Below are 12,109 nucleotides of genomic sequence, written 5' to 3' on the forward strand. Positions count from 1 at the left end.
GATGGCGACCGCCCAACAAGCCCCGTTCACCGCTGTCGTTCTCGCCGCCGGCCAGGGTACGCGCATGAAGAGCGCCCGGCCCAAGGTGCTCCACGAGCTCTGCGGCCGGCCGATGGTCCACTACGTCGTCGACGCGGCCATCGCCGCGGGCGCCTCGGACGTCATTGTCGTCGTCGGCCACGGCCGCGACGAGGTCACCGCGACCCTCGACAGGGCGTTCGGCGCCCAGGGGAAGGCCGTCCGCACAGCGCTCCAGCCCGAGCAGCGCGGCACCGGCGACGCGGTGCGCTGCGCCATGCCGCAGATCGCGGCGAGCACCGAGGCGGTCCTGATCCTGTGCGGCGACACGCCGCTGCTCGATCCGTGGCAGCTCACGCAGCTCCGCGAGGCGCTCGACGGCGCGCCCGACGCGCCGATGGCGATGCTCACCGCGCGCGTCGCCGACCCCACGGGCTACGGCAGGATCCTGCGCGACGGCGCGGGCCGCGCGATCGGCATCCGCGAGCACAAGGACGCGAGCGCCGAGGAGCGGGCGATCACCGAGGTGAACCCCGGCGTGTACCTCGCCCGCAGCGCCTTCCTCGGGCGCGCGCTCGCGGGGCTCACGACCGACAACGCGCAGGGCGAGCTCTACCTGACCGACATCGTCGCGCAGGCGGCGAAGGCCGGCGGCGTCGCCGCGGTCGTGGCCAGGGACGTCGGCTCGCTCGTCGGCATCAACGACCGCGCGCAGCTCGCCGCGGCCGAGGAGGTGCTCTACGGCCGCATCGCCGACGGGCTGCGCCGGAGCGGCGTCACCATCAGGACGAGCGCCCGCGTCGACGCCGGCGTCGTCGTCGAGCCGGACGCCGTGATCGAGCACGCCGTCGTGCTGCGGGGCCGGACGCGCGTCGGCGCGGGCGCGCGCGTCGACGTGGGCTCGGTGCTCACGGACGTGGTCGTCGAGGCGGGCGCCTCGGTGAAGCCGTACACGGTCGCCTCGCAGTCGTCGATCGGCGCCGGCGCGCAGATCGGGCCGTTCTCGCACCTCCGCCCGGAGAGCCAGATCGAGGCCGACGCGCACATCGGCAACTTCGTCGAGACGAAGAAGACGGTGGTCCGCAAGGGCGCGAAGGCGAACCACCTCGCCTACCTCGGCGACGGCGACATCGGCGAGGGCGCGAACGTCGGCGCCGGCACGATCTTCTGCAACTACGACGGCTTCCGGAAGCACCGGACCGAGATCGGCCCCGGGGCCTTCATCGGCAGCGACTCGCAGATCGTCGCCCCGGTGAAGATCGGCGCGGGCGCCTACGTGGCGACGGGCACGACAGTGACCCGCGACGTGCCGGAGGACGCGCTCGCGATCGGCCGGGTGAAGCAGGAGAACAAGGAAGGCTACGCCGCGAAGCTCAAGGCGAGGCTGAAGGGTACGGCGAAGAAGTAGCGGGCCTCTGCGCGCGATCTCCGGCCCAGGCCGGCGAGATCGCGCGGCATCTCGAGGGCCGCGGGATATCCCTGGCTGACCCGGGGCGGTCAGCAAGTACACTCGCGCGCCATGCCCGTGGTCGCCCTGCTCCTCTTGCCATTTCTCGGAAGCGTCCTCACCGCGGTCCTGCCGACGCGGGCGCGGTCCGAGCTCGCGGCTTGCGCAGGGCTCGTGTCGGCCGGCGCGGCGGCCTGGGTCATCAGCCTGTTCCCGCGGGTGCGCGACGGGGGCGTGATCCGCGAGACGATCTCGTGGGTGCCTTCGCTCGGCCTCGATCTGGTCCTCCGGATCGACGGGTTCGCGTGGATGTTCGCCGTGCTCATCACCGTCATCGGCGCCCTCGTCTGTCTGTACGCGCGCTACTACATGTCCCCCGAGGACCCGGTGGCGCGCCTGTACGCGTTCTTCCTCGCGTTCATGGGCGCGATGCTGGGCGTCGTGGTCTCGGGCAACCTCGTTCAGCTCGTCGTCTTCTGGGAGCTCACGAGCCTCGTTTCATTCCTGCTCATCGGCTACTGGCATCATCGGGTGGACGCGCAGCGGGGCGCGCGCATGGCGCTCACCGTGACCGGCGCGGGCGGCCTCGCGCTCCTCGGGGGCGTGATCCTCCTCGGCCACATCGTCGGCAGCTACGAGCTCGACGTGGCCCTCGCCTCGGGCGACCGCGTGCGGGCGCACCCGCTTTACCCGGTCGCGCTCGTCCTCATCTTGCTCGGTGCGCTCACCAAGAGCGCTCAATTCCCGTTTCACTTCTGGCTGCCGCGGGCCATGGCCGCGCCAACGCCGGTGTCCGCTTACCTGCACTCGGCGACCATGGTGAAGGCGGGCGTGTTCCTGCTCGCGCGGCTCTGGCCGGTGCTCTCGGGGACCGAGCTGTGGTTCTGGATCGTCAGCGGCGCGGGCATGACGACGCTCCTGCTCGGCGCGTACATCGCGATGTTCCAGAACGATCTGAAGCGCGTGCTGGCCTATTCGACCGTCAGCCACCTCGGCCTCATCACGCTCCTCTTCGGGCTCAACAGCTCCCTCGCCGCCGTCGCCGGCGTGTTCCACATCATGAACCACGCGACGTTCAAGGCCTCGCTGTTCATGGCCGCCGGCGTCGTCGACCACGAGACCGGGACGCGCGACATCCGTCGCTTGAACGGCCTGATCCGCGCCATGCCCCGCACCGGCGCGCTGGCGCTCGTGGCGAGCGGCGCGATGGCCGGCGTGCCGCTGCTCAACGGCTTCCTGTCGAAGGAGATGTTCTTCGCCGAGACGGTGTTCTTGACCGCGCACCCCTCGGTCGAGGTGGGGCTCCCGGCGCTGGCGACGATCGCGGCGATCTTCGCGGTCGTGTACTCGCTGCGCTTCGGCTACGACATCTTCTTCGGCCCGCCGTCGACCGATCTCCCTCGCCAGCCGGAAGAGGCCCCGCGGTGGATGCGGACGCCGATGGAGCTCCTGGTGCTCAGCTGCCTCATCGTCGGCGTCGCGCCGGCGATGTCCATCGGGTCATCGCTCGCGGCGGCGGCCCGCCCCGTGGTCGGCGGGACGCTCCCCGACTACAGCCTCGCCGTGTGGCACGGCTTCAACCCGCCCTTCGTCATGAGCCTCATCGCCATCTCGGGCGGCGTCATCGGGTATCTCTGGTTGCGCAAGCACCAGGAGCAGGGGCGACTCCACGACGCGCCCCTCGTCGAACGGCTCAACGCAAGGCGGCTGTTCGAGAGCGCGCTCGTCGGGCTCACGCGCCTCTCGCGGAGGGCGCTCCGGCTCGTCGGAACACGGCGGCTCCAGACACAGATGTTCGCGATCATCGCGGTCGCGCTCCTGCTCGCGCTCCTCGCGGCGCGCGGCGTCCCGCTCGAGTGGGGCGACCGGGACCGGCTCCCGGCGTCGCCTGCGTTCGTGCTCCTGTGGGTCATCGGCGCGGTCTGCGCGGTCGGCGCCGCCGTGATGGCCAAGTTCCACAGGCTCATCGCGATCACCTTGATGGGCGGCGCGGGCCTCGTCACCTGCGTGACGTTCATGTGGTTCTCGGCGCCCGACCTCGCCCTCACGCAGATCGTCGTGGAGGTCGTCACCACCATCCTGCTGCTGCTCGGGCTGCGCTGGCTGCCGATGCGCATCCAGGGGATCTCGAGCCCGGCCACGGCCCGCGACAGGGTGCGGCGCGCGCGCGATCTGCTGCTCGCGATCGGCGCCGGCAGCGGCCTCGCCGCGCTCTCCTATGCCATGCTCACCCGGCCGGCGCCGCACAGCATCTCACCGTTCTTCCTCAGCCGCGCGCTGCCGGAGGGAGGAGGCGCCAACGTCGTCAACGTCATGCTCGTCGACTTTCGCGCCTTCGACACGCTCGGTGAGATCACGGTCCTCGGCGCGGTCGCGCTCACGGTCTACGCCCTCCTGCGCCGCTTCCGGCCACCGCCGGAGAGCATCGAGCAACCCCAGCAACAGCGCGCTTTTCCGGCCGATGTCGTCACCGACCTCGTGAAGCCGCGCACGGCCGAGGACGCCGCGCGCGGCTACATGATGGTGCCGGCGATCATCGCGCGCCTGATCCTGCCGGTCTCCGTCCTCGTCGCGGCGCACTTCCTCCTTCGTGGACACAACGAGCCAGGCGGCGGCTTCGTGGCCGGCCTCGTCATCGCGATCGCGATGCTCATGCAGTACATGGTCTCGGGGGCGCTCTGGCTGGAGGCGCGCGCGCGCCTCCTCCCGGCGCGCTGGATCGCCGTCGGGCTGCTGCTCGGGGCGATGACGGGCCTCGGCGCGCTCGCCGTCGGCTATCCCTTCCTCACGACGCACACCGCGCACGCCAGGCTGCCGCTGGTCGGCGAGGTACACCTGCCGAGCGCCACCTTCTTCGACCTCGGCGTGTTCGCGGTCGTCGTCGGGGCGACGCTCCTCACCCTCACGGCGCTCGCTCACCAGTCGCTGCGCGCCCACAGGCGCCCGGCGCAGAGCCCGGCGTCGTCGACGAGCAAGGGGACCAGCTAGATGGAAGCCCTGCTCGCGCTCGTCATCGGTGTGCTCGGCGGATCCGGGGTCTGGCTCGTGCTGCGCCCGCGGACCTTCCAGGTGATCATGGGGCTCACGTTGCTCTCTTATGCCGTGAACCTCTTCATCTTCAGCATGGGGAGCATCTTCATCGACAAGCCCCCGCTCGTGCGGCCTGGCGTGCCGGCCGATCTCCAGCACTACACGGATCCGATGCCGCAGTCCCTCGTGCTCACGGCCATCGTCATCGGCTTCGCGACCACGGCGCTCTTCCTCGTCGTGCTCCTCGCCTCGCGCGGCTTCAGCGGCACCGACCACGTGGATGGAACGCGGGAGGAGCCATGATCGAGCGCTTCCCGCACCTCATCGTCGCGCCCGTCGTGCTGCCGCTGATGACGGCGGCCCTGTTGCTCCTGCTCGGCGTGAAGCGCAAGCGCGCCAAGTCGATCGCCAACATCGGCGCGGCCCTCGGGGGCCTCCTCGTGGCGCTGGAGATCCTGCGCGGCGCCGACGCCGGCGGCGCGTCCGGCGCCGCTCACGTGTATCTCATGTCGAACTGGGAGGCGCCCTTCGGGATCGTGCTCGTCGCGGACCGGCTCTCCGCGATCATGCTGGTGCTGGTCGGCGTGGTGAGCCTCTGCGCCGCCCTGTACGCGGAGGCCGCGTGGGGCCGCGCGGGCGCGTACTTCCACGCGCTCTTCCAGGTTCAGTTGATGGGGCTCAACGGCGCCTTCCTCACGGGAGACCTCTTCAACCTCTTCGTGTTCTTCGAGGTGATGCTCGCGGCGTCGTATGGCCTGCACCTCCATGGATCGGGGTGGCCGCGGGTGCGCTCGGGGCTCCACTACATCGCGGTGAACCTGCTCGCGTCGTCGCTCTTCCTCGTCGGCCTCGCGGTGCTCTACGGCGTCATGGGCACGCTGTCCATGGCCGACATCGCCGAGAAGCTCGCGCTCGTCCCGGCGCGCGATCGCGGGCTCCTGCACGCAGGCGCGGCGGTCCTCGCCGTGGCGTTCCTCATCAAGGCGGCGATCTGGCCCCTCAACGCCTGGCTGGTGCCGGCCTACTCGGCCACGAGCGCGCCAGTCGCGGCGCTCTTCGCGCTGATGACCAAGGTGGGCTTCTACGCGCTCCTGCGCCTGTGGACGCTGTTCTTCTCCGCGGGCGCTTCAGCGCAGTTCGGGGGGACGGTCCTCCTCTACGCGGGGCTCGCGACCCTCGCCTTCGGCGCGATCGGCCTCATGGCCTCCACGTCCCTCGGGCGCATCGCGGGCTTCTCGGTGATCGTGTCGTCGGGGACGCTCCTCGCGGCGCTCGGGACGGGGACCCCCGCGGTGACGTCGGCGGCGCTGTTCTACATGCTGAGCGCCACGCTGGCGGTGAGCGCCCTCTTTCTCCTGGTCGAGCTGGTGGAGCGCATCGGCTCCGACGGACAGCGGCGGGAGCCGGACCTCGACGTGGAGCCGGGCGAGGACACGAACCTCGACGACGAGGAGGCGCCGCTCGTCGCCCGAGCGTTTCCGGTGTCCATCGCGTTGCTCGGCCTGGCGTTCATGGTCTGCGCGCTGCTCGTCGCAGGCCTGCCGCCGCTCTCGGGGTTCGTCGCGAAGGCCTCGTTGCTGACGGCCCTCCTTTCGGCCCGAGGCGACGGCGACGCGACCGCCAGCGCGCCCATCCCGTCCGCCGCGTGGATCCTCTTCGGGCTGCTGCTCCTCTCGGGGCTCGCGGCCACCATCTCCCTCGCGAGGGCGGGCATTCGACACTTCTGGTCGGCGGGTGGGCGGCTCCCGCCCCGCTTGAAGGCCGCCGAGGTCGCCTCCGTCCTCGGCCTCACGCTCTGCTGCGTCCTGCTCACGCTGTACGCCGAGCCGGTCCTGCGCACGACGAGCGCGACGGCCGCGGGGCTTCACGCGCCGGAGGGGTACATCGAGGCCGTCCTGTCGATGAAGCCTCGTCCGGGACCGACGCGTCCCGTGATCGAAGCGGAGGGGGCGCCGTGACCTTCCTCGAGAAGATCGTGCCTGCGCCGCTGCTCTCCGCCGCGCTGTTCGCGCTGTGGCTGGTGCTCGCGCGCTCCACGAGCGTCGGCCACGTCGTCGTGGGGCTCGGGCTCGCGCTGGCGGTGCCGCTCCTCACCTCGACCCTGCGGCTGACGAACGTCCGGGTGCGGCGGCCGCTCGTCGTCGTGCGCTTCATCCTGAGGGTCGGCCACGACGTCTTGATCTCGAACTTCGAGGTCGCCTGGGGCGTCGTCGCGTGGCAATGGCGGCGCCCCCGGTCGAAGTTCGTGATCGTGCCCCTCGATCTGCGCGACCCCCTCGGGCTCGCCGCGTTATCCATGGTGACGACCGTGGTTCCGGGCACCGTGTGGTCGGAGCTCGCGCTCGACCGCAGCGCGCTCTTGCTGCACGTGTGGGACGTCGGTGACGAAGGCGCCTTCGTCGCCCGCTTCAAGGCTCGCTACGAGGAGCCTCTCAGGGAGATCTTCGAATGAGCCCGCTCCTGTCTGGCGCAATCGCCTTCGCGCTCGGCTGCTACGCCGTCGCGTCGGTCCTCGTGGTCATCAGGCTGGTCCGGGGGCCGCGGGCCCAGGATCGCGTGTTCGCGCTCGATCTGCTCTACTTCCACGCGATGCTGGTCATGATGGTGCTCGGTATCCGTCACCGGAGCGACACGTACTTCGAGGGCGCGCTCTTGATCGCGCTGTTCAGCTTCGTCAGCTCGTCCGCGATGGCGAAGTTCATCCTGCGGGGGGAGGTGATCGAATGAGCCAGCTCCCCCTCTGGGTCGAGGCGGCGGTCGCTGCGCTGCTCGTGCTGAGCGGCCTGTTCGTGGTCATCTCCGCGTTCGGGTTCCTGCGCCTGCAGGACTTCTTCCTGCGCATGCACCCCCCTGCGCTGGCGTACACCTTCGGCAGCTGGTGCGTGACGCTGGCGAGCATCCTCTACTTCTCGATGATCGAGGGCCGGCCCGTGCTGCACCCGTGGCTCATCATCATCATGCTCTCGATCACGGTCCCCGTGACCACGCTGCTCCTGGCGCGCGTGGCGCTCTTCCGCCGCCGCAACGCGGGGGCGGCCGACACGCCGCCTCCGCTCACGCTGCGCCGCGACGCCTGAGCTCCAGCGTCGCGGCGGTGCGCGCCGCCCCGCGGGGCTCGGCGTCGACGGAGCGCGCCCCCCGGGCCGCCCGCCTACTCGGCGTCGCTGGGCGCGGCGCTCTCGGCGGCCGCGCCGTCGCGCAGCGACGGGATGGCGTGGCCCATCCGGAGGCGCTTCGCCTCGAGGTAGGGCGCGGAGAACGGGTTCGCCGGGACGATGGCCGGCGAGCGCGAGGAGATGCGCACGCCGAGCGCGCGGAGCGCCTCCACCTTGTCCGGGTTGTTCGTGAGCAGGCGGATCGACTCGATGCCGAGGTGGTCGATCATCGCCGCGGCGGGCTCGTAGCCGCGCGCGTCGTCGGGCAGGCCGAGGATGCGGTTGGCGTCGACGGTGTCGTGGCCGAAGGCCTGGAGCTGGTAGGCGCGGATCTTGTTGGCGAGCCCGATGCCGCGCCCCTCCTGCCGCAGGTAGAGGACGACGCCGAGCCCGCGGCGGCCTATCTCGGCCTGGGCGGCCTCGAGCTGCTCGCGGCAGTCGCACTTCAGCGAGCCGAACACCTCGCTCGTGAGGCACTCCGAGTGCACGCGGAGGGTGACGTCCGACTTGCCCCGCACGTCGCCCATGATCAGGGCGACGTTGTCGGGCGAGAGCCCCTGGTCGGAGCTCGGCGCCCCACCCCAGTGGAACACCAACATCTGGAAGACGCCGTGCTTCGTCGGCACGGGCGCCTGGGCGCGAATATCGAGCTGAGGCCGGATCGCCGTCGTCGGGACGTACATCTCGCTCTCCTGGTGGAGGAATCCTGGGTCTCGTGTCAAGCAAGGAGCGCTGCGTCATGCCTGCCCGCTACCCCTGCCATGTCCGGCCGCCCCTGAAGGCGGCGTCAATCAAGTAGCGTAAGCACCCGGCAGGGACAAGGTAAGCTCTCCAAGTTGTTGCTCCTCGGACATACCTGGAACACCTGCGCAGCGCCGGCGGCGGCCTGACCGAGGTCCTGCGCGTCCGTGGCGAGCGGGCGCGCGCCCGTCAGAACCACTCCGGCCGCATCCTCGCGTACGAGTCCTCGCCCGAGCGGCAGAGCGCCGCGAGCGCCTCGACCCGGGGCAGCTCGGTCGAGAACCAGTACTGCGCCGCGCAGAGCTTGCCCTCGTAGAAGACGGCGGGCGACGCGCCCGCGGCCAGCCCTTCCCGGGCCGCCGCGGCCATCGCGAGCCACTGCCAGGCGACCACGACCGTCGAGGCGAGCTCCAGGTAGTCCGCGCTGTGCCGCAGCATCCGCTCCACGTCGCCGCGCATCCCCGCCTCGGCGAGGTGCGCCGTCACGTCGCCGACGAGCGCCATCGCCGCGCCGAGGCGCTCGCCCCACGCCGGCTCGACCCCGGCGCGCTGCGCGCGGCCGATGGCCCGCTGGATCTCGGCGCCGAGCGCCATGAGCGCGGCGCCGCCCCCGGCCACGGCCTTGCGGCCGAGCAGGTCGAGGCCCTGGATCCCGGTCGTCCCCTCGTGGATGGTGTTGAGCTTCTGGTCCCGGAGCCACGCCTCCGGCAGGTACTCGCTGGAGTAGCCGTAGCCGCCGTGGACCTGGAGCGCGAGGGCGTTCGACTCGAACCCCTTCTCGGCCGGGAACGTCTTCGTGATCGGGGTGAGCAGGTCGAGGAGCCGCTGCGCGCGCTCCCGCTCCTCCGCGTCCGCCGCGTGGGCCGCGAGGTCGGCGAGCAGGGCGGTCGTGGCGACGAGCGCGAGGCTGCCCTCCACGATCGCCTTCTGCCGGAGCAGCATGCGGCGCACGTCGGCGTGCTCGACGATGGGCACCTGCGGCGCCTCCGGGTCCCTCGCGCCGAGCCGCCGCCCCTGCGGCCGGACGAGCGCGTAGCCGAGCGCCTCCTGGTAGGCCACGGAGGCGGTCGCCGCGGCGTTGGCGCCCACCATGATGCGGGCCTCGTTCATCATCTGGAACATGGCCGCGATGCCCTGGTGGGGCTTGCCCACGAGGTAGCCGTGGCAGTCGCCCTTCTCGCCGAAGCTCATCGCCAGGCTCGGGAGCCCGCGCCAGCCGATCTTGTGGATCATGCCGGCGACCTCGACGTCGTTCGGCACGAGCCGGCCGCCGTCGGGCCACCGCTCGGGCCGCCGCTTGGGCACGGCGAACAGGCTCACCCCCTTGATCCCGGGGGGCGCGCCCTCGATGCGCGCGAGCGTGAGGTGGACGATGTTCTCGGTGAGGTCGTGGTCCCCGCCCGAGATGAAGATCTTCGACCCGCGGACGAGGTAGTGCCCCGCCGCGGTCGTCGCGGCGCGCGCCTGCACGTCGGCGAGGCTCGAACCCGCCTGCGGCTCGGTGAGCGCCATCGTCCCGGTCCACTCGCCGGCGTACAGCCGCGTCATGAACGTGGCCTTCAGGGTGTCGTCGCCGAACGTCTCGATGAGGTGCGCCGCGCCCGTCGTCAGGCCGAGGTAGCCGCACGCGCTCAGGTTGGCCGCCATCAGGTACGCGCCCGCGAGCGTCGCGACGACGAGCGGGAGCTGCTGGCCGCCCACGGCGGCGGGCCGCGGCGCGGTGAGCACCCCGAGGTCGACCATCGGCCGGAGGACCTGCTTGAGCGCCGGGTGCACCGTGACGCCGCCCTGCTCGAAGCGGGGCGGCGACGCGTCGACCGGCCTGTAGGTCGGGAACAGCACCTCGCGCGCGAACCGCCGGCAGCTCTGGAGGTAGAGGTCGAACGTCTCGCGCGCGTGGTCGGCGAAATACGGGAGCGCGCAGAGGCGCGGCGCGTCGAGCACCTCGTAGAGGAGGAAGTCGACGTCGCGATCGTTGAGTAGCGGGTTCTGGGGGGCGGTCATGGTGGGTCTCGCCGGTGGTGGCGCAACGCTAGAACAACGACCACGTCGAGCGAGCGAGAAATGAACCGCCAAGACGCCAAGGACGCCAAGAAGAAGACAATGTCTTGGCGTCTTGGCGGTTCGAAGCTCTGCTCGTTTCAGGCGCGTTCAACCCGTTGGTTGCTCCAGGCGCCGGTGGAGCGGGATGTCGAGGGCCTGTCGCGGCCGTGATCCGGCGAGCGGGGGCTGGGCCGCGCCGCGGGATCGCGACGGCGCGGCGGGCGAAGGCGCCGGCATCACGGCGAAGGGCGTCGTCAGCCGGCCGGGGGGTCATCGTCATCCGGCCGGGGGTCATCGTCATCCGGCCGGGGGTCATCGTCATCCGGCCGGGGGTCATCGTCATCCGGCCGGGGGTCGTCGTCATCCGGCCGGGGGTCGTCGTCATCCGGCCGCGAGCTATCGTCACCCGAGGGGAGCTCGTCGTCAGCCGGCCGCGAGCCGTCGTCAGCCGCCGGGGACCCATCGTCATCCGAGGGGGAGCTCGTCGTCAGCCGGCCGCGCGCCATCGTCATCCGAGGTGGAGCTCGTCGTCAGCCGACCGCGAGCCATCGTCATCCGAGCGGGAGCTCGTCGTCAGCCGGCCGCGCGCCATCGTCGGCCGAGGTGGAGCTCGTCGTCAGGAAGTCAATTCGCTGACCACCATCGCTATTTCCTCTCATCCATCAGCAACTCGGGCGCTTCTTCCAAAAAGAACCTCTTCATCCGCTCCCACCGCGTCGAGGTCAATCCTCGCGGGTACACGGGGTCCTTCTCCGCGTCCTCGAAATAGGTCAGCGATCGCAGCACGTGGTACATATCCGCTTCCGACACCCCGAACTTCGCCACATACGCTGCCGCGGCGTCCCGCAGCGGCAGCCTCTCCTCGGCGAGCGCGTAGAGGTCCCAGAAATCGCGACGCAACCCACGTCGCGCGATCGCGGCAAGCTTCATCGCGGCCAGGTCCCGCACCCCTGCGACGGGAAAAGCTTCTGGCCCGGGCTCTGGCGCTTCGAGCAGCCTGTGAGGATACCTCACGATATCCACCGGGACATCGCCCACCCGTATCCGCAACGCCGCATCGGTCATGCTGATCACCTGCAGATCGGGCACCACAACCCGAACCGCCTGGGCCAGCATCATCAGATCGATGTCCGCGGACATGCTGAACAAGTCGAGATCCAGCGACCGACGGTGGCGCAGATGCACTGCAACCGCCGTCCCCCCGGCCAGGTAGAACCGCTCGATCCCCGAGACGCTCTTCAGTCGATCCAGGGCGCGGCGCTGCTCCTTCGCCAAGCCGGTGAACTTGCCCACGCCTCACCCTCCGCCTTCAGCACCGCCCGCCAGAACCCGAGCGTCCGCCCACTCAATTCAGGGTGCCCGACGTCCCGCAAAAACCGGTGAATCCCGTTCATTCCGTACGTCCCGACGAGCCAGCGCACCTCCTCCAGCCGGCCGAACTCGAGCACTCGCGGGATGATGTAGTCCCGGTCCGTCGCGGTATCGAGCGCCTTGGCGTCGACGTCCCAGAAAACCCAGCGGAACTTCTCCGGCACCCTCGCCATGCCCGAGTCTACCGCGCCTGGAGCTCTCCGAGGAAGCCCATGCCGCTCGGCTCTCGGGCGGGCTGCTGGTGGATCATCTTCGTACTCCTTCCCGGGCAGAGCCATGACCGCCACGGCGTCGCCGGCTGCCG

Annotated in this window: 12 protein-coding genes; 8 read left to right on the forward strand and 4 right to left on the reverse strand. The window is 70.9% G+C overall.

All coding sequences use genetic code 11. The features are described from left to right. The first annotated feature begins 1 nt into the window (after nt 1). The 7 genes from glmU to WMF24_RS28960 all read left to right on the forward strand — a co-directional run bounded on the left by glmU (nt 2) and on the right by WMF24_RS28960 (nt 7,572). Nucleotides 2-1,426, forward strand: a complete 1,425-nt coding sequence (gene glmU / locus WMF24_RS28930) for a bifunctional UDP-N-acetylglucosamine diphosphorylase/glucosamine-1-phosphate N-acetyltransferase GlmU (protein ID WP_437730640.1) — start codon at nt 2-4, stop codon at nt 1,424-1,426. A gap of 111 nt (nt 1,427-1,537) precedes the next feature. Continuing rightward, a complete protein-coding gene (locus tag WMF24_RS28935) occupies nt 1,538-4,453 on the forward strand; it encodes a monovalent cation/H+ antiporter subunit A (protein WP_437730641.1) in 2,916 nt (971 codons plus the stop codon). After that, complete coding sequence (locus tag WMF24_RS28940) at nt 4,454-4,798, forward strand: Na+/H+ antiporter subunit C (protein WP_437730642.1); 345 nt, start codon at nt 4,454-4,456, stop codon at nt 4,796-4,798. Further along, nucleotides 4,795-6,453 (forward strand): monovalent cation/H+ antiporter subunit D, encoded by a 1,659-nt coding sequence (locus WMF24_RS28945; protein WP_437730643.1) that lies wholly within the window; start codon nt 4,795-4,797, stop codon nt 6,451-6,453. The genes WMF24_RS28940 and WMF24_RS28945 overlap by 4 nt, the downstream gene beginning before the upstream one ends. Beyond that, nucleotides 6,450-6,947: a Na+/H+ antiporter subunit E gene (locus WMF24_RS28950; protein ID WP_437730644.1), complete on the forward strand. Its 498-nt coding sequence runs from the start codon at nt 6,450-6,452 to the stop codon at nt 6,945-6,947. The genes WMF24_RS28945 and WMF24_RS28950 overlap by 4 nt, the downstream gene beginning before the upstream one ends. After that, nucleotides 6,944-7,222, forward strand: a complete 279-nt coding sequence (locus tag WMF24_RS28955) for a K+/H+ antiporter subunit F (protein WP_437730645.1) — start codon at nt 6,944-6,946, stop codon at nt 7,220-7,222. Before WMF24_RS28950 ends, WMF24_RS28955 begins: the two co-directional genes overlap by 4 nt. Next, nucleotides 7,219-7,572 carry a Na+/H+ antiporter subunit G gene (locus WMF24_RS28960; protein WP_437730646.1) on the forward strand — a complete coding sequence of 118 codons (354 nt, stop codon included), beginning with the start codon at nt 7,219-7,221 and terminating at the stop codon, nt 7,570-7,572. The genes WMF24_RS28955 and WMF24_RS28960 overlap by 4 nt, the downstream gene beginning before the upstream one ends. Nucleotides 7,573-7,646: 74 nt before the next feature. Here WMF24_RS28960 and ribA read toward each other — a convergent pair whose 3' ends face one another. Together ribA and WMF24_RS28970 are read right to left on the reverse strand one after the other, a co-directional pair. Beyond that, nucleotides 7,647-8,333, reverse strand: coding sequence for a GTP cyclohydrolase II (gene ribA, locus WMF24_RS28965; protein ID WP_437730647.1), 687 nt, complete (start codon nt 8,331-8,333; stop codon nt 7,647-7,649). Nucleotides 8,334-8,580: 247 nt separating this feature from the next. Further along, complete coding sequence (locus tag WMF24_RS28970) at nt 8,581-10,395, reverse strand: acyl-CoA dehydrogenase (RefSeq protein ID WP_437730648.1); 1,815 nt, start codon at nt 10,393-10,395, stop codon at nt 8,581-8,583. Between the two features lie 60 nt (nt 10,396-10,455). Here WMF24_RS28970 and WMF24_RS28975 point away from each other — a divergent pair, with 60 nt between their 5' ends. Further along, entirely contained in the window at nt 10,456-10,605 is a 150-nt protein-coding gene (locus WMF24_RS28975; protein ID WP_437730649.1) for a hypothetical protein, read from the forward strand. 474 nt (nt 10,606-11,079) lie between these two features. On the opposite strand, the gene WMF24_RS28980 is transcribed toward WMF24_RS28975, so the two are convergent. Together WMF24_RS28980 and WMF24_RS28985 are read right to left on the reverse strand one after the other, a co-directional pair. Next, on the reverse strand, nt 11,080-11,727 hold the full coding sequence (locus WMF24_RS28980; protein ID WP_437730650.1) for a nucleotidyl transferase AbiEii/AbiGii toxin family protein: 648 nt from the start codon (nt 11,725-11,727) through the stop codon (nt 11,080-11,082). Then, nucleotides 11,673-11,969, reverse strand: coding sequence for a DUF6922 domain-containing protein (locus WMF24_RS28985; protein ID WP_437730651.1), 297 nt, complete (start codon nt 11,967-11,969; stop codon nt 11,673-11,675). Before WMF24_RS28985 ends, WMF24_RS28980 begins: the two co-directional genes overlap by 55 nt. Nucleotides 11,970-12,109 lie beyond the last annotated feature (140 nt).

The sequence above is a fragment of the Sorangium sp. So ce1335 genome (assembly GCF_051521615.1).
Classification (GTDB): domain Bacteria; phylum Myxococcota_A; class Polyangia; order Polyangiales; family Polyangiaceae; genus Sorangium.